The organism is Gallionella capsiferriformans ES-2 (genome assembly GCF_000145255.1).
In the GTDB taxonomy this organism is placed as follows: Bacteria; Pseudomonadota; Gammaproteobacteria; order Burkholderiales; family Gallionellaceae; genus Gallionella; species Gallionella capsiferriformans.
The window spans coordinates 451,676-474,588 of the sequence record NC_014394.1 but is presented as its reverse complement, the minus strand read 5'-3'; the positions used below and the strand labels follow the sequence as shown (position 1 = coordinate 474,588).

The 22,913-nt window shown below is 54.2% G+C and carries 23 protein-coding genes; 7 read left to right on the top strand and 16 right to left on the bottom strand.

Annotated elements, in window-relative coordinates; all coding sequences use genetic code 11:
- The 3 genes from GALF_RS02155 (at position 1) to GALF_RS02145 (ending at position 2,901) form a co-directional block, all read left to right on the top strand.
- The gene (locus GALF_RS02155; protein ID WP_013292410.1) at positions 1-765 is read left to right on the top strand and encodes a DUF4197 domain-containing protein; all 765 of its coding nucleotides are present in this window, start codon (positions 1-3) and stop codon (positions 763-765) included.
- A 75-nt stretch (positions 766-840) separates the two neighbouring features.
- Positions 841-2,502 carry a sulfotransferase family protein gene (locus GALF_RS02150; RefSeq protein ID WP_013292409.1) on the top strand — a complete coding sequence of 554 codons (1,662 nt, stop codon included), beginning with the start codon at positions 841-843 and terminating at the stop codon, positions 2,500-2,502.
- 9 nt (positions 2,503-2,511) lie between these two features.
- Positions 2,512-2,901 (top strand): YqaA family protein, encoded by a 390-nt coding sequence (locus GALF_RS02145; RefSeq protein ID WP_013292408.1) that lies wholly within the window; start codon positions 2,512-2,514, stop codon positions 2,899-2,901.
- A 23-nt stretch (positions 2,902-2,924) separates the two neighbouring features.
- Here the strand turns inward: GALF_RS02145 and GALF_RS02140 are convergent, their stop codons facing one another.
- Positions 2,925-4,358: a M17 family metallopeptidase gene (locus GALF_RS02140; protein ID WP_013292407.1), complete on the bottom strand. Its 1,434-nt coding sequence runs from the start codon at positions 4,356-4,358 to the stop codon at positions 2,925-2,927.
- A 167-nt stretch (positions 4,359-4,525) separates the two neighbouring features.
- On the opposite strand from GALF_RS02140, the gene GALF_RS02135 reads away from it, so the two are divergent.
- The 4 genes from GALF_RS02135 to GALF_RS02120 are packed head-to-tail and all read left to right on the top strand — an operon-like array spanning position 4,526 to position 7,960.
- Positions 4,526-5,320: a thymidylate synthase gene (locus tag GALF_RS02135; protein WP_013292406.1), complete on the top strand. Its 795-nt coding sequence runs from the start codon at positions 4,526-4,528 to the stop codon at positions 5,318-5,320.
- Positions 5,317-5,802: a dihydrofolate reductase gene (locus tag GALF_RS02130; protein ID WP_013292405.1), complete on the top strand. Its 486-nt coding sequence runs from the start codon at positions 5,317-5,319 to the stop codon at positions 5,800-5,802. The genes GALF_RS02135 and GALF_RS02130 overlap by 4 nt, the downstream gene beginning before the upstream one ends.
- A complete protein-coding gene (locus GALF_RS02125; RefSeq protein ID WP_013292404.1) occupies positions 5,799-7,721 on the top strand; it encodes a peptidase U32 family protein in 1,923 nt (640 codons plus the stop codon). Before GALF_RS02130 ends, GALF_RS02125 begins: the two co-directional genes overlap by 4 nt.
- The gene (locus GALF_RS02120; RefSeq protein WP_013292403.1) at positions 7,721-7,960 is read left to right on the top strand and encodes a hypothetical protein; all 240 of its coding nucleotides are present in this window, start codon (positions 7,721-7,723) and stop codon (positions 7,958-7,960) included. The genes GALF_RS02125 and GALF_RS02120 overlap by 1 nt, the downstream gene beginning before the upstream one ends.
- A 42-nt stretch (positions 7,961-8,002) precedes the next feature.
- Here GALF_RS02120 and GALF_RS02115 read toward each other — a convergent pair whose 3' ends face one another.
- The 15 genes from GALF_RS02115 to dnaE form a co-directional block, all read right to left on the bottom strand.
- Complete coding sequence (locus tag GALF_RS02115) at positions 8,003-8,497, bottom strand: YkgJ family cysteine cluster protein (RefSeq protein ID WP_013292402.1); 495 nt, start codon at positions 8,495-8,497, stop codon at positions 8,003-8,005.
- Between the two features lie 69 nt (positions 8,498-8,566).
- Positions 8,567-8,770, bottom strand: coding sequence for a cold-shock protein (locus GALF_RS02110; RefSeq protein ID WP_013292401.1), 204 nt, complete (start codon positions 8,768-8,770; stop codon positions 8,567-8,569).
- 177 nt (positions 8,771-8,947) lie between these two features.
- Positions 8,948-11,194: an arginine/lysine/ornithine decarboxylase gene (locus GALF_RS02105; RefSeq protein WP_013292400.1), complete on the bottom strand. Its 2,247-nt coding sequence runs from the start codon at positions 11,192-11,194 to the stop codon at positions 8,948-8,950.
- A 357-nt stretch (positions 11,195-11,551) separates the two neighbouring features.
- Positions 11,552-11,779 carry a hypothetical protein gene (locus GALF_RS02100; RefSeq protein WP_013292398.1) on the bottom strand — a complete coding sequence of 76 codons (228 nt, stop codon included), beginning with the start codon at positions 11,777-11,779 and terminating at the stop codon, positions 11,552-11,554.
- Positions 11,779-12,345: a dCTP deaminase gene (gene dcd, locus GALF_RS02095; protein WP_013292397.1), complete on the bottom strand. Its 567-nt coding sequence runs from the start codon at positions 12,343-12,345 to the stop codon at positions 11,779-11,781. The genes GALF_RS02100 and dcd overlap by 1 nt, the downstream gene beginning before the upstream one ends.
- Positions 12,346-12,457: 112 nt before the next feature.
- A complete protein-coding gene (apbC, locus tag GALF_RS02090) occupies positions 12,458-13,552 on the bottom strand; it encodes an iron-sulfur cluster carrier protein ApbC (protein WP_013292396.1) in 1,095 nt (364 codons plus the stop codon).
- 158 nt (positions 13,553-13,710) lie between these two features.
- Positions 13,711-14,259: a diheme cytochrome c gene (locus tag GALF_RS02085; protein WP_013292395.1), complete on the bottom strand. Its 549-nt coding sequence runs from the start codon at positions 14,257-14,259 to the stop codon at positions 13,711-13,713.
- Between the two features lie 13 nt (positions 14,260-14,272).
- Positions 14,273-14,674 carry a DUF1924 domain-containing protein gene (locus GALF_RS02080; RefSeq protein ID WP_013292394.1) on the bottom strand — a complete coding sequence of 134 codons (402 nt, stop codon included), beginning with the start codon at positions 14,672-14,674 and terminating at the stop codon, positions 14,273-14,275.
- 11 nt (positions 14,675-14,685) lie between these two features.
- On the bottom strand, positions 14,686-15,264 hold the full coding sequence (locus tag GALF_RS02075) for a hypothetical protein (protein WP_013292393.1): 579 nt from the start codon (positions 15,262-15,264) through the stop codon (positions 14,686-14,688).
- 9 nt (positions 15,265-15,273) lie between these two features.
- Positions 15,274-15,870 (bottom strand): cytochrome b/b6 domain-containing protein, encoded by a 597-nt coding sequence (locus tag GALF_RS02070; RefSeq protein WP_013292392.1) that lies wholly within the window; start codon positions 15,868-15,870, stop codon positions 15,274-15,276.
- Positions 15,867-16,670 (bottom strand): metal-dependent hydrolase, encoded by an 804-nt coding sequence (locus GALF_RS02065; protein WP_013292391.1) that lies wholly within the window; start codon positions 16,668-16,670, stop codon positions 15,867-15,869. The genes GALF_RS02070 and GALF_RS02065 overlap by 4 nt, the downstream gene beginning before the upstream one ends.
- Positions 16,667-17,431, bottom strand: coding sequence for an outer membrane lipoprotein-sorting protein (locus GALF_RS02060; RefSeq protein WP_013292390.1), 765 nt, complete (start codon positions 17,429-17,431; stop codon positions 16,667-16,669). Before GALF_RS02060 ends, GALF_RS02065 begins: the two co-directional genes overlap by 4 nt.
- A complete protein-coding gene (locus GALF_RS02055) occupies positions 17,428-18,555 on the bottom strand; it encodes an ABC transporter permease (protein ID WP_013292389.1) in 1,128 nt (375 codons plus the stop codon). Before GALF_RS02055 ends, GALF_RS02060 begins: the two co-directional genes overlap by 4 nt.
- Positions 18,552-19,232, bottom strand: coding sequence for an ABC transporter ATP-binding protein (locus GALF_RS02050; RefSeq protein WP_013292388.1), 681 nt, complete (start codon positions 19,230-19,232; stop codon positions 18,552-18,554). Before GALF_RS02050 ends, GALF_RS02055 begins: the two co-directional genes overlap by 4 nt.
- On the bottom strand, positions 19,225-22,839 hold the full coding sequence (gene dnaE / locus GALF_RS02045) for a DNA polymerase III subunit alpha (RefSeq protein ID WP_013292387.1): 3,615 nt from the start codon (positions 22,837-22,839) through the stop codon (positions 19,225-19,227). Before dnaE ends, GALF_RS02050 begins: the two co-directional genes overlap by 8 nt.
- Positions 22,840-22,913: the final 74 nt, after the last annotated feature.

Here is a 22,913-nt window from a genome sequence, read left to right as displayed (position 1 = left end):
GTGAAATTACGTTACCTGCCGTTTATCACCTTTGCACTGCTGTGCTCTTCCGCTCAGGCGTTTGATCTGGGCGGGCTGAAGGACCAGCTTAAAGCGGCTACTGCTCAACCGGCACCTGCGACGCCTGCCGCTAACCCGGCGGGCTTGACCGGCATCAGCAAAACCGATCAGGTAGGCAGTTTAAAACAGGCGCTGACGCAGGGCGCCGAAACCGCTGTAGCGAGTCTTGCCAAAGAGAACGGTTTTCTGGGCAACGACAAAGTGCGTATCCCGTTGCCGGCCAGCCTGCAAAAGGCCGACAGCCTGATGCGTACGCTCGGCATGGGTAAATATGCGGATGAGTTGACCACTTCAATGAACCGCGCAGCGGAAGCGGCCGTCCCCGAAGCCAAAACCCTGCTGGTCGGCGCCGTAAAAAACATGTCGGTCGCTGATGCCAAAGGCATTTTGATGGGTGGCAACGACTCAGCTACGCAATATTTCCGCAAAAACACCGAGGCGGCGTTAACAGGAAAATTCAAACCGATCGTCAACAAGTCGATGCAGAAAGTGAAGTTCGCTGAAAAATACGACCAGTTCGCAGGACAGGGCGCAAAGCTGGGTGTAGTCGACCCGCAGGATGCAAAACTTGACGACTACATCACCCGTAAAGCCATGGACGGTCTGTTCCTGATGATGGCTGAACAGGAAAAAGCCATCCGCGCCAACCCGATGCAGGCCGCGGGTTCTCTGGCACAGAAAGTCTTTTCGGCAATCAAGTTCTAAGTACCCGAACCTGATCGCCGGCTAAATCATGCAGAGCGGGGTCAACTCGGCTGCCCTAAACGAAAAACAAGCTTAATGACTCCAAAATTCGGACGGAACGACCCTTGCCCATGCGCTAGCGGCAAAAAATACAAGCGATGCTGTCAGTCGAGCGAGCAGACCGCGCCAGCACCTCGGCCACCAAGCGAAACGGATGTTTCAGCCTCCATTCAAACAGCACTTGCGCATCATCAGGCCGGGCATCTTGCGCATGCTGAAGCTATTTATACGCAGATCATTCAGAACAGCCCCCGGCATCCTGACGCACTACATTATCTGGGCATGCTCGCCAGCCAGACAGACCGTGGTGAGATGGCAGTGACGCTGATCCGCAAGGCGATCCATATCGCGCCGTCCCATTTGATGCATTTCAATCTGGCGACTGAACTCCGCCGCCAGACCAGATTTGAGGAAGCGGCAGAAAGTTTTCGCAATGCGCTCGCACTTAAGGCGGATTTTTTCGAAGCTTATTACAGCCTAGGGCAGCTTCTCCAGGATATGGGCGAACATGCAGAAGCAGAAGCCTGTATCCGCAAAGCAGCAGACCTCAGCCCTGAATACGCAGATGTGTACGTCGCGTTGGCGAGCATATACAACGACCTCGGGAATTTTGATGCCTCGCGATCGGCGCTAACCAGCGCATTGAGCATCCAGCCACAACACCCTGCCGCCTGGGCCATGCTATCCCAGACACGGAAAATGACTCTGGAAGATCAGGCCTGGTTGAACACCGCCCTCAGCCTGATCGAAACGCAAACGATGTCGCTTGACCAGCAAACCGAATTATTGTTTGCCGTCGGAAAATACTATGACGACACGCGTCAATTTGACTTGGCATTCCCCGCCTATCAACAGGCGAATGAGCTCAAGAAAAAAATTGACGGCTCCTTTGATCGTGCCCGATTCACTCAATTCATAGACGCTATCATCAACGCTTATGGTGCACCTGAACAGATGCAGGATAGGGAAGGTGCCAGCCAGTCTGAACGGCCTGTGTTCATCGTAGGCATGCCGCGTTCAGGCACCTCGCTCATCGAACAGATAATAGCTTCACACCCCGCCGCCTATGGTGCAGGAGAACTGGAGTTCTGGTCCCAATACGGCCTGAGCAATGAATATGCGACACTCAAAAATTTGAATAAGACGCAAATCGCCAAGCTCGCACAGGCATACGAACAGTTAATCCGGCAGTGCGACCCGCTAGCCGCCAGAGTCATTGACAAGATGCCCAGCAATTTTTGCTGGGTCGGATTAATAAAAACTGTCTTCCCACATGCAAAATTCATCCACGCGCAGCGTAATCCGGCAGACATATGCCTATCCATCTATTTTCAGAATTTCAAGTTCAGGCATCCTTATGCAGCCGATCTAAATGATCTAGCCTATTACTATGATGAATATTCAAGACTGATGGCTCACTGGACATCGGCACTGCCAACAGATAGCCTACTTGCTGTGTCTTACGAGGAACTGGTCAGCGCCCCTGATACTTGGATACCAAAAATAATTGAATTCATCGGACTGGACTGGGATGAACGATGCCTGAACTTCCATCGCACCGAACGCAAAGTGGCAACCCTCAGCAACTGGAGCGTAAGACAAAAGCTCTACCTGAGTTCAAAACAACGTTGGCGCAATTACCAGTCACACATAGCGCCACTACTTGGCTTGCTAGATTCCGATCCATCCGGCAAGTGATCGCCCCCCTTGACCGAAACCGCCAGCCTGATCTCACTCTTTGCCAGCAGCTTTCTGGGCGCCACGCTGCTGCCCGGCGGCTCGGAAGCCGTGCTGTTCGCCGTCCTCAAAGCCTATCCGGATTCATTGTGGACAGCGCTTTTAATCGCGACATTCGGCAACACGCTGGGCGGCATGGTGAGTTTTTATATGGGCTGGCTGCTGCCACAGACCCAGCAACTCAAACACGTCGAAAAGGTACGCCGCTTTGGCACGCCGGTTTTACTGCTGGCGTGGTTACCCCTGTTAGGCGATGCATTGTGCCTTGCGGCCGGCTGGTTGCGCCTGTGCTGGTGGCAGGCTGCGCTGTTCATGGCCATCGGCAAATTCGCAAGATACTGGATAATTGCACAAATCTAGAGAGTGGAAAAAACACTCACCACTCACCACTCACCACTCACCATTTTCAATCCCCAACTCACACCGAACCCGGTGACATCCGTCCCCACCGCGCCCAGCCCCTCTTCGCAGCGAACGGCGGACAAATCGACGTGCAGCCAGGGCGTATTTTTTTCGACGAAGCGGTTTAAAAAACGCATCGCCAGAATATGATCCGCCCCGCCTTCCAGCGTGCACTGTTTGATGTCGGCAAACTTGGATTCAAGCTCTGCCTCATAGTCTTCATCCATCGGAAACGCACACAGCCGCTCGCCGGTCTCGCGCCCGACCGACACCGCACGCGCAAGCAGCGCATCGGAATTCCCCAGCACGCCCGAATAGCGGTTGCCGACCGCCTCCACCATGCTGCCGGTAAGCGTCGCAAAATCGATCATCAGATCGGGTTTTTCACGCGAGGCTAGCGTCAGGGTATCGGCCAGCACCATGCGCCCTTCGGCATCGGTATGGATCACTTCGATGGTCGTGCCATTGAGCGCGACCACGATATCGTTCTGCTTGTAGGCTTTCGCGCTGATGTGGTTTTGCGCAATCGCAAGATAACAGTCGATATTGACCGGTAGTTTTTGCTGCGTGGCGCCCAGTAAAATACCCAGAGCGACCGCCGAACCGTTCATGTCTTCATGCATGTTGTGCATATAGCGTGAAGGCTTCAGATTGTGACCGCCGGTATCAAAACAGATGCCCTTGCCGACCAGCGCCACGGTTTTTTTTGCTTTCGAATGTCGGTACGACAGATGCACGATCGCCGCATCTTCCACCTCGCTGCCCTGCGCCACGGCGACAAAGGCGCCGGCACCCATCTTGCGCAGCGCCTTCATGTCGTATTCTTCGCACTTCCAGCCATGCTCCACGGCAAGCTTTGCAATGTGGCGGCGATAGATCGCGGGAGTCAGCTCATTGGGCGGGGTCACGGTCAGCGTGCGGCACAGCAGATTCCCCTCAGCCTGTGCGCGGATCGCATCGAAACTGCCCGTAAAGCCGTGCAATACGATTTGTTTCAGCGGCTTGCTGTCATCTTTCTTTTTGTGCACAGGCAACGGCGCACCGTTGGTCCAGGCTACGTACAGGGCAAGCTCTGCCGAGCGACGGCACTCAGACTCCTCGCCTGTCACCACAATCGCGATCTGTTTCGGATGTTCTTCCAGCAGAAGCTGAAGCGCTTTTCTCACCTGCACCTGCAGCGCGAAAGTGTCTTTTTCGAAATCCAGCATCACCCAGACGATCAGCGTGCCATCGGGCAAACTGGCCGCAACCGGCGATTTCGCAAGTTCAGCAACCTTCATGTCGCGCCGCGCTAAAACGGCCTTGAGCTGTTCAGCGTGCGGCAGACCATCAGGAATTTTTTTGGATTTTGGAGCAAGTACCAGCAGATGACTGGCAGCGGGTAAGGTGGGGGAAACGTTGAGCTGTGCTAACATTGCATCCTCGATAAATGACAGATACTGTCATTATCCCTGAAAAAATCCTTTTTCCGCAGATTGCACAGATTACCGCAGATTCCAGGATGAATCACACGCTGTAACCATCTGTAAAATATGCGGATTTAATCTGTGTAAATCTGCGTAATCTGCGGATGGAAGTTTTTATGCGCACCTACCTCAATCTCATGCAACACGTGCTGGATAACGGCACCAAAAAATCCGACCGCACCGGCACCGGCACGGTCAGCGTATTCGGCTACCAGATGCGCTTCGATCTGGCACAGGGTTTTCCGCTGGTGACCACCAAGAAGTGCCACATGAAGTCCATCATCCATGAACTGCTGTGGTTTTTACAGGGCTACACCAACATCGGCTACCTGAAAGAACACGGCGTCAAAATCTGGGACGAATGGGCGGATGAGCACGGCGATCTGGGACCCGTTTACGGCCATCAATGGCGCTCGTGGGAAGCGGTAGATGGTCGCGTAATCGACCAGATCAAGATCGCGGTGGATCAGCTCAAAAACAATCCCGATTCGCGCCGCATCATCGTCTCGGCCTGGAATGTCGGGGAACTCGATAAGATGGCGCTCGCGCCCTGCCATGCCTTCTTCCAGTTCTACGTATCAGAGGGCAAGCTTTCCTGCCAGCTCTACCAGAGGAGCGCCGACATATTCTTAGGCGTGCCGTTCAATATCGCAAGCTACGCGCTGCTCACCCTGATGATGGCGCAGGTCTGCAATCTTGAACCGGGTGATTTCGTACACACCTTCGGCGATGCGCATTTGTATCTGAATCACCTTGAACAAACACAATTGCAACTGTCGCGCGAACCGCACCCGCTGCCTATGATGCACATCAATCCCGATGTGAAAGACATCTTCAGCTTCAAATACGAGGACTTCACACTGACAGGTTACGACCCGCATCCGGCCATTAAAGGGAAAGTAGCGGTATGAGCCCCTGCATTGTGGTTGCCATGGCGAAAAACCGCACCATAGGCGTGAACAACACGCTGCCCTGGCGCTGCCCCGAGGATCTAAAGCATTTTAAGACGCTCACCATGGGCCATCACATGATCATGGGCCGCAAGACCTTCGATTCGATCGGCAAACCCTTGCCCGGGCGTACCACGGTGGTTGTCACCCGCGACAGAAACCTCAAGATCGACGGCTGTTTGATCGCACACTCGCTGCCCGAAGCACTCGCTGCCTGTTCTGATGAACCTGTATTCATCGTGGGCGGGGCCGAGATTTACGCGCAAGCCTTACCGCTGGCCGACACGCTATACATCACCGAGATTCAGCAGGATGTTGCGGGGGATGCGCATTTCCCAAATTTTGATCCGTCCGCATGGCAGGAAGTCGCACGCGAAATTCGCACTCAGGAATTGCCTCAGCCGCTGGAATATCATTTCGTTACTTATCGCAGGGCAACATGAATACACTCGAACTGCTCGCTCCGGCGAAAAATGCCGACATCGGCCGCGAAGCGATTTTGCACGGCGCCGATGCGGTGTATATCGGCGGACCTTCTTTTGGAGCACGCCACAATGCCGGCAATTCGATGGCAGACATTGCAAAACTGGTCGGCCATGCGCACAAATACAACGCGCAGATTTTCGTCACGCTCAACACTATGCTGCACGATGCGGAACTGGAAGAGGCCCGACAACTGGTCGTTAATTGCTACGAGGCGGGCGTCGATGCGCTGATTGTGCAGGACATGGGATTGCTGGAACTGGACCTGCCGCCGATCGCGCTGCACGCCTCGACCCAGTGCGACATCCGCACGCCGCAAAAGGCAAAATTTTTATCGGATGCAGGTTTCTCCCAGATCGTGCTGGCGCGGGAGTTGAATCTCAAAGAGATCGCTGCCATACGCGCGGCAGTCCCTACTGACACGCTCATCGAACACTTCATCCACGGCGCGCTGTGCGTCGCCTATTCAGGCCAGTGCTACATCAGCCATGCGCATACGGGGCGCTCAGCCAATCGCGGCGACTGCTCGCAGGCGTGCCGCCTGCCCTATACGCTCGAAGACGATAAGGGGCGCATCGTGGCGTTCGACAAGCACCTGCTCTCCGTGAAAGACAACAACCAGAGCGATAATTTGCGCGCCCTGATCGACGCCGGCGTGCGCAGCTTCAAAATCGAAGGGCGCTACAAGGATATGTCGTATGTGAAGAACATCACAGGCCATTATCGCCGGCTGTTTGACGAAATACTCAATGAAAGCCCAGAACTTGTCGCATCCTCCAGCGGAAAAACAAAATTGCTGTTTACGCCCGATCCTGACAAAACTTTCCATCGCGGCGCGACAGATTACTTTACCAACGGCCGCCGTGACGACATAGGGGCATTTGACGCACCCTCTTTCGTCGGAACGCAGTTAGGCACCATCACCGCCGTCGGTGCCGACTGGTTCGATCTGGAAACAGATGAGACGCTCGCCAACAGCGATGGCCTCAATTATCTGAACAATCGCGACATCGTCGGCCTGCAGGCGAATATCGTCAAGCCACAGACCGAAGGGGTATGGCGCATCTGGCCCAATGAGCCGATAAGCCAGCTTGCAGGCTTGCGCAAAGGCATTGCTGTTAACCGCAACCGCGATCACAGCTGGGAGCAGGTGCTCACTAAAAAATCTGCCGAGCGCCGCATCGAAATCCGCGCTCATTTTTCCGACAGCAAGGATGGATTCAGCCTGACCTTGCAGGACGAGGACGGCGTAAAAGCGACCGCTACGATCCCGTGTGACAAACAGGCCGCCCTGCACCGTGATGAGGCAGAAAACGCATTGCGCGAGCAGCTCGCGCGTTTCGGCAGCAGCGATTTTGTTTTGAAAGAACTCGATGTCAACTGGTCAAAACCCTGGTTTGTGCCAAGCTCGCTGGCTAACCGGCTGCGCCGCGATGCGGTCGAAAAACTAGAAGCCGCGCGCCATCTGGCCTATGCTCGCCCTGCCCGCAAAACTGCCCGTGACGCAATTTATCCGGATGAAGCGCTCACCTATCTGGCCAACGTCAACAATCATTCAGCCCATGCCTTCTATACCCGGCATGGCGTGAAACTGATCGAATCAGCTTACGAGGCACATGAAGAAAAAGATGAAGTCTCTTTAATGATTACGCGCCACTGCCTGCGCTTTTCATTGAGTCTGTGCCCAAAACAGGCAAAAGGGGTCATCGGCGTTCAGGGCAAGGTACGCGCAGATCCAATGACACTGGTCAATGGCAGTGAACGATTGACGCTGAAATTCGACTGTCGCGCCTGCGAAATGCATGTGATGGGCAAAATCAAGAAACACATCTTAAAATCCGTACCGGTGACCTTTCACCCGCGCGGAGTAAAACGCTGATGTTCGCGCTGCCCTCGATCGCGAATCTGATCATTTCAACGTTGGTGTTTTTTATCGCAGCCTGGTATATCAACCGCTATCTGGATGAACAGGGCATCCCCACAGGCATGACACGCAGCCTGCTGGTCTTTACGCTCGCCTCCCTTGTATCGTGGGGCTCAGGTGAGGTCGTGGACTGGCTGAACGGCACGCCCCCCGCACCAACCGACTTGTCGAATCTGCTAAAACGCACGAACTAACACCGGCTGCCCACGCATTTCAAGCGGACAATCTCTGCTGCGTTAAATCGCATCCATCTCAAACCAATCGCTCAATGAGCGACTTTCTCCCAGCCCTGCAAGGCGCTGATCAATGGCATCGTGATTGCCCCACACCACGCTGGGCAAGCGCCCCTCATCCACCTGTAATTCAATATCATGACAATACAGCCCCTTGTCGCGCTGCACGTAAAAGCCGTAGGTGCGGCACGCGACCGGCCGCTGGTGATAGACCGGACAGGTGCCATTTGAGCGATCCAGCAGCGGGCAAGTGAGGGGACGATCCTGCTGGCAGCGGATGGCAAGCATATTGCCGCGAATCTCTTGAAGTCGTTCCGCTGACAACGCTGCCAAGCCCTCACGGAGTAACGCCCACTCTGCGCATGTCAATTGAGGTATCTCGGCCAGGCGACGGCAGCAACCATCGCACCCTTTGCCGCACAGCCAGTCGGCATGCCCCTCCAAAATGGTGTGTACGCGTACGTCGATGTCGGAATGGAGTTGGGCTAGGCCTGTCATATGATAATTTAAAATATACAAAACAAAAAAGCCCGGAACTTTCGTTCCGGGCTTTTTAACAAGCGCTAATTAAGCAGCTTGGATGTTTGAAGCTTGCTTGCCCTTAGGACCTTGCGTAACTTCAAAACTTACTTTTTGACCTTCTTGAAGGGTCTTGAAACCGTTCATGTTGATCGCTGAGAAGTGTGCGAACAGATCTTCGCTACCATCATCAGGAGTTACGAAACCGAAACCTTTTGCATCATTGAACCACTTAACTGTACCAGTTGCCATGTGACTACTTCCTTTTTTAAAAACACGGGAAAAACTCCCGCAAAACCATTTGATCGAAGATTGCACATGGTAAAACCAGTACTGCAGTGACTTTGAATCAAACACGAAGGTGACTTTATACGCTATTTTTTAAACCTGATCAAGAAAATTTTAAAAACTCGCGCCAGACAACAAATATTACCTCACACAATCCACAAAATAGCGCTTCACGCCATCCACTTCCTCGGCAACCAGACCGTGTATATCAGTCTCGAAACCGGGTAATTTCTGGCTGAAATCGCGTGCGAACTTCAGATAATCGATAATCGTTTTGTTAAACATTTCACCCGGAATCAGCAACGGGATACCCGGCGGATAAGGCGTGAGCAGCACCGCGGTAATGCGACCTTCCAGATCGTCGATTTCCACACGATCGAGCTCTTCATGCGCCATTCTGGCAAAGGCATCGGACGGCTTCATCGCCGGCTGCATATCGGACAGATACATCTCGGTCGTCATGCGCGCGACATTATGCAGCTTATAGGCATCGTGTATCTGCTGGCAAAGATCGCGCAATCCCGTGCGCTCGTAGCGCGGATATTTAGCGGCAAACTCGGGCAAAATACGCCACAGCGGCTGATTCTTATCGTAATCATCCTTGAACTGCTGGAGCGCGGTCAGCAGCGTATTCCAGCGTCCCTTAGTGATGCCGATGGTAAACATGATGAAGAATGAGTACAGACCGCATTTTTCGACGATCACGCCGTGTTCGGCCAGATACTTGGTGACCATCGAAGCTGGAATCCCGTTATCGGAAAAATCACCATCCACGTCCAACCCCGGCGTGATGATCGTTGCCTTAATCGGATCGAGCATATTGAAGCCTTCGGCCAGATCGCCGAATCCGTGCCACTTGTCGGACGCTTTCAACACCCAGTCTTCGCGCGAACCGACACCCTCTTCGGCGATCACATCCGGCCCCCAGACCTGAAACCACCAGTCCAGCCCGAATTCCTCGTCCACCTTGCGCATCGCACGACGAAAATCCAGCGCTTCGGCAATGGACTCATCGACCAGCGCAGGCCCGCCCGGCGCCTCCATCATCGCTGCCGCCACATCGCAGGACGCGATAATCGCGTACTGTGGACTGGTGGACGTGTGCATCAGATAGGCTTCGTTGAAAATGTATTTGTTCAGCTTGCGGTTTTGCGGCTCACGTATCAAAATTTGCGAGGCCTGAGAGAGGCCTGCGAGCAATTTATGCGTGGACTGCGTCGCGAAAATCATCGATTCCCGCGCCTGAGGACGATCTTTTCCAATCGCGTGCATGTCCTTATAAAAATCGTGGAACGCCGCGTGCGGCAGCCACGCCTCATCGAAATGCAGCGTGTCGATGCGACCGTCCAGCATTTCTTTCAACATTTCGACGTTATAGACGATGCCGTCGTAGGTACTCTGCGTGATAGTCAGAATGCGCGGCTTCTTGGTCTTGTCTTTGATAAACGGATTCGCGTCGATCTTACGCTGGATGCTCTCAGGCTCGAACTCGGACTTTGGTATCGGCCCGATGATGCCGTAATGATTGCGGGTCGGCGTCAAAAATACCGGCACAGCGCCCGTCATCATGATTGAATGCAGAATGGACTTGTGGCAGTTGCGATCCACGACGACGATATCGTCGGGTGCGACCGTCGAGTGCCAGACGATTTTGTTCGACGTCGAGGTACCATTGGTGACAAAGAACAGGTGATCCGAGTTAAAGATACGCGCGGCATTGCGTTCTGACGCGGCAACCGGCCCTGTGTGATCGAGCAACTGACCCAGTTCATCCACCGCATTGCACACGTCAGCGCGCAACATGTTCTCGCCAAAAAACTGATGGAACATCTGGCCCACAGGTGACTTCAGAAAAGCCACGCCACCCGAGTGCCCGGGGCAATGCCACGAATAGGAACCGTCCTGCGCGTAATGGAGCAAGGCACGGAAAAACGGCGGCGCCAAAGAATCCAGATAGGAGCGCGCTTCACGGATAATGTGGCGCGCCACGAACTCCGGCGTATCCTCATGCATGTGAATAAAGCCGTGCAGCTCGCGCAACACATCATTCGGAATGTGGCGCGAGGTCCGCGTCTCACCATACAGATAGATCGGAATATCTTCGTTCTTGAAACGGATCTCTTCGACAAAGGCGCGCAGACTCTTGAGCGCAACTTCCGTTTCTTCAGCACTGCCGCCGCCAAACTCCTCGTCATCGATGGACAGCAAAAATGCCGACGCCCGGCTTTGCTGCTGCGCGAAAGAGGTCAGGTCACCGTAACTGGTTACACCCAGTACTTCCATACCCTCTTTGACCAGCGCATCGGCCAGCGCACGTATGCCTAATCCGCTGGCATTTTCGGAACGAAAATCTTCATCGATGATAATTATGGGAAAACGAAATTTCATGAACGGCTCCTTGCAAGCGAACTGTAAAAATAAAATTGACTATAGTTCGTCAAACGGGGTAAAGACAGAGTTTCAGTGAAGGCATTGCCTTCGGCGACGCCGGAACTAAAACGAAATTTCATTTGCTGCTCCTTGAACGCGAGGAATAAGACGCGAATATACTAGGGCTGATTAAACGTGGGAGAAACAGAGTTTGCGAGCTTTTGCCATTTGGCAAAATGCCTGCGTACATCATTTCATTGAGGACCTTGCCTTTGGCAAGGCCGAAACTAAAGCGTTGTTCATAGTCTGACTCTCAGTGAGTATAACGAATTGGCGCGGATTGTCGCAGATTTACGGAGCAGCGCAAGTGTGTTATTAATCTTGGGGCGAATAAGAATCCACAAGCTCTGCGATCAAGCCGGTTAACACCTGCCTGACCTGCTTTGAATCAACGCCCATCAGCACGGCATCATCCAGTGCATCCTGACAAATCTGGCGGATTTCTTGTAAATTCTCGCTCATCACCTTGTTCTTTTCCACGCAGGCGACGACCTCACCTTTGGGCGATCGCCAAATTATCGGTTTGATCTGTGACAAAGGCATTACATTTTCGGCAAAGTAACGCCAACCTGCCCCTGATACTTGCCGCCGCGATCCTTGTAGGACGTCTCGCATTCCTCATCGCTCTCGAAAAACAGCACCTGTGCGATGCCTTCGTTGGCGTAAATTTTGGCTGGCAGCGGCGTGGTATTGGAGAACTCCAGCGTCACATAACCTTCCCATTCAGGCTCGAACGGCGTGACGTTAACGATGATGCCGCAACGCGCATAGGTCGATTTACCCAGACAAACCGTCAACACCGAACGGGGAATGCGGAAGTATTCCACCGTGCGCGCAAGCGCAAACGAATTGGGCGGGATAATGCAGTAATCTGCGGTCACTTCCACAAAGGAATTCGGATCGAAATTTTTAGGGTCGACGATGGTGCTGTTGATATTGGTAAACAGCTTGAATTCGTTCGAGCAACGGATATCGTAGCCATAGCTCGACGTGCCGTAAGACACGATGCGTTTGCCATCCACCTCTTTGACCTGATTGGGTTCGAACGGCTCTATCATGCCGTGCTGCTCCGCCATCCGGCGTATCCATTTGTCTGATTTAATGCTCATAGTTTTTAAGTGCAATGAATAAAGGAGAATTGAAAATTGAAAATATTAAATCCATATTTAGATTTTAGTTATCAACTATCAATTGCCAATTGTCCATTATCACTGGCCTTTCTTAAGTATTTTGTACGACAATTTTCGGGAAAGCTGCGCTGTGATCCTGCGCCATTTCCGCAACCTTCACAGCCACGCGGCGCGCAATCTGCTTGTACACTTTAGCAATCGAACCATCTGGATCAGCCACTACAGTAGGCACTCCCGAATCGGCCTGTTCGCGTATCGAAATATCCAACGGCAACCCGCCCAAAAATTCGGTATCGTAATCGGCACACATTTTTTCTCCGCCGCCCGCGCCAAAGATATGCTCTTCATGGCCGCACTTTGAACAGATGTGCGTGCTCATATTCTCGACGATGCCGATAATCTTGATACCGACTTTTTCGAACATTTTCAGCCCCTTACGCGCATCCAGCAGTGCGATATCCTGCGGCGTCGTGACGATGACGGCACCTGTGACCGGCACTTTTTGCGACAGCGTCAACTGAATGTCGCCCGTCCCTGGCGGCAGATCCACCACCAGATAGTCGAGATTGTCCCAGCGCGTCTGACGCAGCAACTGGTCGAGCGCCTGCGTCACCATCGGGCCGCGCCAAATCATCGGCGCATCATCCCCTGCAATCATATAGCCGATCGACATCGACTGAATGTCGTGATTAATCATCGGCTCCATCGACTGACCGTCGCGTGACACCGGTTGCCCCGAGATGCCCAGCATCATCGGTTGCGACGGGCCGTAAATATCCGCGTCCAGCATCCCGACCCGCGCACCTTCAGCGGCGAGCGCCAGCGCCAGATTCACGGCTGTCGTGGATTTACCCACGCCACCCTTACCGCTTGCGACTGCAATGATGTTTTTGACGCCGTCGACCAATTTGACGCCGCGCTGCACCGCGTGCGGCACAACTTTACTGGTAACCGTAACGCTGACCTTGCCAACCCCCGGCAACACGGCTTTCAGTTGCGTCTCGACCATGACGCGAATCTCGTCCCACACACTTTTGGCAGGATAGCCCAGCAGGATATCCAGCGACACATCGCAACCGGAAATTTTAATATTCTTGACGGATTTCCCTGTGACAAAATCGCGATGCGTGTTGGGGTCGATCAAATTCTTCAACGCACTTTGCACATCCATATCGCTAAAACTCATCGCTGCCTCTATTCGGTAATAAATAATACGAGAGCGCAATTCTAACTGATGTTAGGAATACACATAAAAAAGCTTGATACACAAAAAGGGAGAAAAGCCATTTTTCTAAAATAAATCAATCACATGAAAACAGATCCATACCTGATCTCGCCAACGGTTTAATACTTGGGATAATTGGGAATGCTCACGGCATCCTCATCGAAGACACCCTCGGCCGCTTCTGTATGGCAGGCATTGCAGTTGCTCAGCGATTTCACCTTTTTATTGCCCTTGATCATCTTATCGGGAATGTCGTGATGCTTGCGCTTGATATAGCGCACCTCGGTGATTCGCAGCGGCGGTTCACCCTCAGCCGTGGAAATCGCAATTTTGCGCGAACGTTTATGGTAGGATTTTTCTGCCGCATTCGCCAGCGCGTAGTCATAAATCTCTTTGAGCGCCTCCTGATCCAGATCAGCGTCTTCACCGAAATGATCCAGCAACGCCTCATGGGTGAGCAGCTTTTGCCACGACTTACCCGGCAGCAAACCCGGCTGATAAGCAAAATGACATGCACCGCATTCCTGCTTATAGAGTTTATTTTCGACGGGCACGAGCTCCTTCTGGCGCAGCGGCGTCATCAAAGCCCACAGCAAACTCTCTTCGGCCACGGCCGCTTGAGAGATGCACACGGCCAGCAGAGCGGCAGAAATAAATTGCATTTTCATGTCGATACGCCCCTTACTGAGCCAGGAAAAATGTCAGAAAGTCCGCTTTTTCCTGCGCGGTGCATTCGCGTCCCCACGCATCCTTGCAATTGCGCTTGAACCACTTTTCCACTTTTTTCTCATCGGTAAAGCGCTCGGCATTCACCCGAGGCGACATCGGCTCAATGACTTTTTGCGTCTTGTGATGCTTGCCGGACTTACTAAAATCGGTGCCGTGACAGGTCGAACAGGACATCATCTCACCGTCTGCATCGCGGGTCTCTTTGGTCCAGTTAGCTTTTCCGGTAGCCGCATCCGCTTTGATAACCCCTGCCGCCTTATAGGACGCCAGCAGTGCATCACTCGCCGGGGTTGCCGATGCGACAGGCGATAGCGCCAATAATCCTGACAAAATCAGTGCATATAAATAGTTCACGTTTATCTCCTCTACCAGGTTAATTTGATCGCAAGGCCCATACCCACCGCACCCAGTTCCGCCATACCGGCGTGGCTGGTCGGCGTCGAGGAGTGCATCGATTTATTTACGGCATACGCCATGAGCGCCGCGCCCGATAACGCGAGCAGAACATGCAGGTTATCCGGGTCAGACCAGCCGTCTTCAAGACTGAAATCATCCCAGTGGGTAAGCAAGCCGGTCGCAACCGTCGCTGCGGCCATCGCCACGGTGGCTTTTGCATAACGCGCATGTGCGCCACTCATATCGCGCGGCGCATTGCTGCCCGGCACCGGATGCTTGTGCGTAATAAACGTCATGCCGGCCATCACCATGGTACCGACGCCTAAATACTGGTGCAGCTTGCTGCCCGATAAGAGATCCGGCTCAAATTTCTGCGCATCCTTATCGGCCTCGGTTTTTTCTGCCGTACTCTCCCCCATAAATTTGGTATCGGGACGATAGGTACTCGCCGGCAGACTCAAGTCCAGCTCTGCGGCAGATCCTGTACCTGCCAGCAACGCCAGCAACATACCGGCGAGCAGTTTATTAACACGCAAAGCGAGCGTCATTTTTTCTCCTTATTCCGGCGCACGAGATGCCGATGCGATACATTTTTTTCCGGTGATCATCGCGTGCACCAGATTTTCCTTGTGCTGAATGCTGCCGACCAGCACGCCCAACAGGTGCAGCGGAATCAGCACCAGCGCAATATTAACCAGCCATTCATGCACATGTCGAATCATGTAGCTGGTCTCGTCATCGACATAGTTGGCTAGATACAACACCGGCCCCTCAAAATCGATCACGGCCAAGGTCACCAGGCCGCTCATAAAAACCAGACTCAGCGTACCCAACAATGCAAACACCATCAGCGCGCCGGCAGGATTGTGCCCCAGATACGGCTTCGGGTGTCCTTGCAACATGGCGCGCAGGTAACTTATCGTCTCCGCACGTGAAAAAACAAAGGCGCGAAAACGCGCATATTGATTACCGGCGAATCCCCAGACGATGCGCGTCAGCAGCAAGACACATAAAAAATAGCCTATCCAGATATGCAAAAATCCCAAACGATACCCAGCCGTCAAATATGCAGCGGAAAAACTCAACACCAGCGACCAGTGGAACAGCCTGACCGGCACATCCCAGACTTTCACTATGGTTTGCATGTCATTCATTTCGACGCTCCTTTCCCGGCATTCGTCGTGTGATTTTTTTCCGCCATTTTCTCGTCAATTAACCGTTCGGGATGAAAATCGCCGCGAATAAATGAAAAAAGTTCTGAAACAGGCAGCTGCGCCAGCGTACTGCCGATATTTTTTACCGTAAATTTAACCAGTGCAATCAGCGTTTTTAAAAGACGCCGTTCCATTTTCCGGTACAGTATCCACGGCACGGCAAGCCCGACATAAACGCTACCCACCAGCAACACCAGCGCGATGATAACAAAACGATTAAACCGTCCGCCAGGCTCGTTCGCCTGCCACAAATCAAACACCACCGAACGATGCCCCAACTCTTCTTCGGCGTGCATCGCGAACAACTCCTGCGCATAACGCGATGCAAATTTAAGCCCATGCTGCTGACCGACATACAGCTTGGACATCACCGCCGTCAGATGCTCGAGTGCAGCAGCCAACCCCAGTTGTTGAGACACCGACAAGTACTGCCTCGCAGCATCGAGCATCGCGCTAACCATCGCAAGTCCGCGCGGCGGGCGGCCGAGATAGCCCAGCAATACCGTGTTAAATTTTTTATGCGCGCGCGAATGACTCGATTCTTCCCGGATAAATGCCTGACAACGCCGTGCCAGTGCAGAATCCTTATGCACCCGCATTCCCTGAGCCACGCTGCGAATGAAAAAACCTTCCAGCACCGGCGTGACAAAACTGACCGTCTCCATCACGCTGGAAACCACGACATCGTCGTTGCACCAACTGTGCGATAAATCACCGATATCGGCATGCCTGGCTTTCATCGTGCCCCGGACTTTTGATCGCGTTCGGCATCCAGCGCAGAAAATGCATCGGCTGGAATCTGGTACTGCTCGTCTCCCGAATACACCTCGACCTGCGTCATGACGCCCTCGGCATCGGTAAGGGTCAATTTTTTGGCGGTCTGCATGAAGCTATCCGCCTTCTGCAGGGTTTTTCCGACCAGCAGTGAGCGCAGCAGCGCGTGATGCGCATCATACAAGCGGGTTCTGAGCGACAGCCTGGCGCTCACATCAACGCAGCTCTCGACTTCACGTACGGCTGAATGTTTATCGTCCGCGCTCGAGCGTATCATCACGCACTCACGCCCGTTGATCCGTTCGCCCGCCAACAAAGCTTGCCGGCGCCAGCTCCACCAGGGACTGAACATATCCCATAGCACCAGAGACGAATCGAACAGACGGGCGTCAGAATCGACACCTGACACCTTGTCAGGCGTGCGATAAGCGACCACACGAATCTCACCACTACCGACCGATTCTGCGGCAAAAAATCGCCCGCGCACGAAATCGGGCGAAATGCCATTGATACGGAGTTGCTGCTTGTCGGCGCTAAACCTGCCGATCACGGCGATTTTAAACGGCGTAGCGTGCGCGCCGTCAGGCCGGGTGACCAGCACATTCATGCGCGCTGAGAATCCCGAAGTAGACTTCGCCTGCCGCATCAGGCCCGCTAATTCATCCGCGCCAGGTTCCGCATGGCAGAGCGGCGCGAAACACATCAGCATGACTAAAAGCCGCTTCATTCGTGCCTCAGTGCGGCAGAGGGCAACAGGCGCGAGGCTTTGAGCGCCGGATACAGGCCGCCGAAAACGCCCAGCAGCACAGACAAGCCCAGCACGGCAAACAAGAAGGGGATGGAGAAGATCGCATCGATTTTGCCGCGCATCAACTCGAGATGTTCGAGGCCGACAGCCAATCCCGCCCCCAGCAAGATACCGAGCAATCCGCCCAGCAAAGAGAGCAGCATCGCCTCGGTAAACACCAGCTTGATAATCGTGGCGCGCTGCCAGCCCAGCGCCAGCAAAATACCGATTTCACGCGTCCGCTCGTTAATGCTCATCAGCATCGTGTTGAACACCACCAGTGCACCGACCAGGGTAGCGATCAAAATGGTGGCATTGCTCATCGCCTTGGAAATGCGCACGATCGCATTATTGCCGACCAGCTCGCCTGAGGTAATCGCCAGAAATCCCGGCATGGTTTTTTTGACCTGCTCCTTGATAGATGCCAGATCCGCTTCACTCGCGCCCGCATCCAGCTTGATGTTCAGGAAGTTGACCTTGCCCGGCTTGTCGGTCAACGCCTGCGCGCGGTTCAGCGTCATGATGACGGCGCCGTTCTCCACCACCGCGCTGCTCTCAAAAATCCCCGCCACCTTGAAAACCTGCCCCTCAATCTCGACCTGATCGCCGGTTTTTTTATGCAGCATTTCCGAGGCAAGCGAACCCACCATCACCACAGCCTCATCGCTATCAGCAGGCCAGCGGCCATCGATCAGCCTTAAGTGATCCCACAAGTAGCTGCCGTATACCCAGCCGAACACAAAGGCGGGCGGCGCCTCTTCGCTGACCGTCAGCATTTCGCTCAGCAGTCCGACCACTTCTTTGACATGGGGCAAGCGCGCCAGCGCATCCTGTACTTTGGCGGCTAAAAACGGCGAAGGCATGCTGTTCTGGCTGGCAATGCGCGTGACAATCAGATCCGTGCCGCGCGCATCGTTGGCTTTTTGCCAGCTGGCTTCAAATCCCCACGCAATGCTGGTGAGCGCAACCACCGCAGCGATCCCCAGCGAAATCGCGGATACCGTAAGGCCGCTGCGGGCCGGGCGGCGGTACAGATTATCGAGCGCGAAACGAAACAGGTTCATGCGAAAGCCCCCAAAGGATGTTCGACACGCCCATCCCGCATATGAACGATGCGGTCAGCACGCGCCGACACGCTTGCGTCATGGGTCACCATAATCAGCGTCAATCCCTGCTCCCTGACCACCTGAGCCAGCAAGTCCAGCACTTGCTGCGCATTGGCGCTATCCAAACTGCCCGTTGGCTCATCGGCCAGAATCACACGCGGCTGATTGATCAGCGACCTTGCAATCGCCACGCGCTGGCGTTCGCCGCCGGCGAGTTTTCCCGGAAAGTGATCCAGCCGGTCTTGCAGACCCAAACTGTTCAGCAGCGCTTCGGCCCGCGCCTTATGACTGCTTCCCTCGCAACCGATTGTCGGCACAATCACATTGTCCAGCGCGGACAGGGTGGGGATCAGATGAAAGCCCTGAAAGATGAAGCCAAAATTCTCGCGTCTGAATAGCGAAGCATCCCGGATAGTCGAATATGCCTGATCGCGAAAATAAATCTCGCCGGCCGTCGGCGTATCCAGCGTGCCGATCACATTGAGAATACTCGATTTCCCCGAGCCGCTGGGCCCGACGATCGCCACAAACTCACCTTCTTGAATTGTGAGATCAACCCCGTTCAAGGCGCGCGTCTGACCACCGTCAAAATAAAGTGTGATGCCGTTGATGCGTATCAGCGGCGTGTTAGCCATAAACAACCTGCATATTTCCCGGTTGCAGCAGGACGCCCAAATCGCGCATCAGCGCTTCATCCAGCGTCACCTGCCAGTCAGTCCCCAGACGCAACTGACAAACAGCCACCTCGTTGTTGTAGTTGATCTGCACAGCGCACGCCCCGCCGCTCCACGGTTTGAGTATCTCTTTAAGCTGCGCGATGTTCACTGACGAATTGCAGTGCAACTCGAGCTGACGGGCAAAACGGGAACGCGCCTGCGCGAAATTAAACAGCTCTTCGCCACTGACGCGAATGTTGCCTGAATACTCATCGAGACTAGCCTTGCCTTCCACCACCAGTAATTCGTCCTCCACAATCCACTGACGGCTTTTCTCATACTCTTCGTTAAATACCGTCAATTCAATCTGTGCACTGCCATCGTCCAGCGTGATGACTGCCATGCGACCGCGCCGGGTCTGCTGCAGACGCAATCCTGAGACGATTCCCGCCAGTCTTACCTGCACACCGCGCCGCGACACGTAGCCGCCTGAACCGCTGTTCTTACCCAGAAATGCCGGCGTCAAATCACCCAATCTGACCTTAATGAAATTGGTCAGCTCCTTTTCGTACTCCTGATAAGGATGACCGCCCAGATAAATACCCAGACTGACTTTTTCAAACGCCAGCTGTTCACGCAGGCTCCAGCGCGGCACATCGGACTTTTGCTCGATCAGCACCGCATCCGCGTCATCTTCGCCGAACAAGCTGTCCTGATTGATCGAACGCGCCTGCTGATCAGCACTGGCTAATGCTGCATCGACGCTGGCCATCAGCGCTGCGCGATGGTCGTTGATCGAATCGAAGGCGCCTGCGCGTATCAGTGTCTCTATGGTGCGGCGATTGACCGCGCGCTTGTCCACCCTGCGGCAAAAATCGAACAGATCTTTGAATGGGCCGGTGGCCCGCGCCTTGACGATGCTGGCGATTGCCGCCTCACCCGTGCCCTTGATCGCACCCAGACCATAACTGATCGTCTTTTCGTCCGTGGGCGAAAATGCGTAGCCGGAACTGTTCACATCGGGCAACAGGATCGTAATGCCCTGTTGCAGGGTGTCGGCATAAAAAGTGCGCACCTTTTCGGTATTGTCCAAATCACCCGACAAAGTTGCGGCCATAAATGCGGCCGGATGATGCGCCTTCAGGTAGGCGGTCTGATACGCCACCAGCGCGTAAGCTGCCGAGTGCGATTTGTTAAAGCCGTACCCTGCGAACATTTCCATCAAATCGAACAGGCGAGTGGCCAGATCCTTGTCGATCTCGCGATTGAGTGCGCCGCTGACAAAAATATCGCGCTGACGCGCCATCTCGGCAGGATCTTTCTTACCCATCGCGCGGCGCAGCATATCCGCGCCACCCAGCGTATAGCCGCCGATGATCTGCGAGATCTGCATCACCTGCTCCTGATACACGATTACGCCATAAGTCGGCTTGAGCGAGGCTTCCAGTTCGGGGTGGAAATAATCTGCCGTTGCGCGGCCGTGCTTACGGTCGACGAAATCGTCCACCATGCCGGATTCGAGCGGACCCGGACGGAACAAGGCGACCAACGCGACGATATCCTCGAAGGTATCCGGCTGCAGGCGCTTGATCAAATCCTTCATGCCGCGCGATTCGAGCTGAAACACGGCGGTGGTGTTGCATTTTTTCAGCAGGTCGTAGCTGGGCTTATCGTCCAGCGGAATGGCTTCAATGGAAAAGAGTTGAGGATTGTGGACTGAGGATTGAGTAGAAACCTGGGTTTGATCCTCGATCCTCGATCCTTCACGCAACAACTCAGTGGTTGTCTCATTAGTTGTGCGGGGAAGACCCTTGCGGTCTCGAGCCTGAAGACGATGTATGTGCCGCACGGCCCAGTCGATAATGGTCAGCGTGCGCAGTCCCAAAAAGTCGAACTTAACCAGACCGATCGCTTCGACATCATCCTTATCGAATTGGCTCACCACGGATGCGCCGCCGTCGGCACAATACAACGGGCAAAAATCGGTCAGTTTACCCGGCGCGATCACCACGCCCCCGGCATGCATGCCGACGTTGCGCGTCAAATCTTCCAGGCGCATCGCCAGCTCCAGCAACTCCGGCACGCCCTCTTCGCTCTCGGCGATGGCGTTGATTTCAGGTTCCATCTCGCGCGCTTTTTGCAGCGATACCGGTTTTACCCCTTCGAGCGGAATCGCTTTCGACAGCCGGTCGCACAAGCCGTACGGAAACTCCATCACCCGCCCAACGTCGCGGATCACCGCCTTGGAGGCCATGGTGCCGAAGGTCGCGATCTGCGACACGCAGGCCGCGCCATATTTCTGCTTCACGTAATCGATCACCAGCTCGCGGCCATCCTGACAGAAATCCACGTCAAAGTCGGGCATGGAAACGCGTTCAGGATTCAAAAATCGCTCAAACAGCAATTCGTAACGCAAGGGATCAAGATCGGTAATCAGCAGACAATACGCCACCAGCGAGCCCGCGCCCGACCCGCGGCCCGGACCTACCGGCACGCCATTGGGGAAAGCATCCGAGCGATAGGCTTTAGCCCAGCGAATAAAATCCGCTACGATCAAAAAGTAACCGGGGAAGCCCATCTTGATGATGGTATTGATTTCGAATAGCAGCCTCTCGTGATACTGAGGGAATTTTTCGGCGCGCTCAGCTTCATCCGGATAGAGAAAAGCCATCCGGTCGGCCAATCCCCGCTCGGATTCGCTAAGCATAAAGTCATCAAGACTTTCACCCGAGGGCGTCGGAAAATCGGGCAGGCGCGGCTTGCCCAGCACCAGCGTCAGATTGCAGCGCCGTGCGATTTCCACGCTGTTTTGCAAGGCTTCCGGCAAGTCAGCGAACAGCTCGCTCATTTCGGCCTGCGTCTTGAAATACTGCTGCGCAGTAAAGGCTTTCTCGCGGCGCTTATCGTTGAGCACATAACCTTCGGCGATGCACACACGCGCTTCATGCGCCTTGAAATCAGCTGAAGTTAAAAACTGCACCGGATGCGTTGCCACGACAGGCAAATCGAGTCCGGCGGCAAGCGCCGTTGCCGCGTCAACATAGGCCGCTTCATCGGCAAAACCCGCGCGCTGCACCTCGATGTAATAACGATCCTCGAACAACGCAGCCCAGCCTTGCGCATAGCGCCGAGCTTCCGCCACATTGCCCGACATCAGCGCACACCCCACATCGCCCAGATGCGCACCGGACAGAGCGATCAGCCCTTCTGTGCCTTCGTCTTTGAACCATTCGCGGCGCAACTCGGCACGCTCGCGATACTGATTCGAAAGATAAGCGCGCGACAACAGCCGGCACAGACGCAGATAGCCTTCGCTAGACTGACAGAGCAGCAGCAAACGATAGGGTCTATCACGGTCAGCCTCATTGGTGATGAACACATCGACGCCCGCGACGGGCTTGAGGCCTTTGCCGCGCGTTTTTTTGTAAAATTTGACCAGACCGGAAAAATTGGACAGATCGGTCAGCGCCAGCGCCGGCATGCCGTCAGCGATCGCTGCATCGACGGCTTCATCGATGCGCGCCATTCCATCGGTAATGGAATATTCGCTGTGCAGACGGAGATGGACAAATACAGGAGACGGCATGATGTGAGTAAAATAATGTTCAACCGCAATTTTACCACCGCCCTCTCAGGCATCGGCAGATAAAATTAAATCGC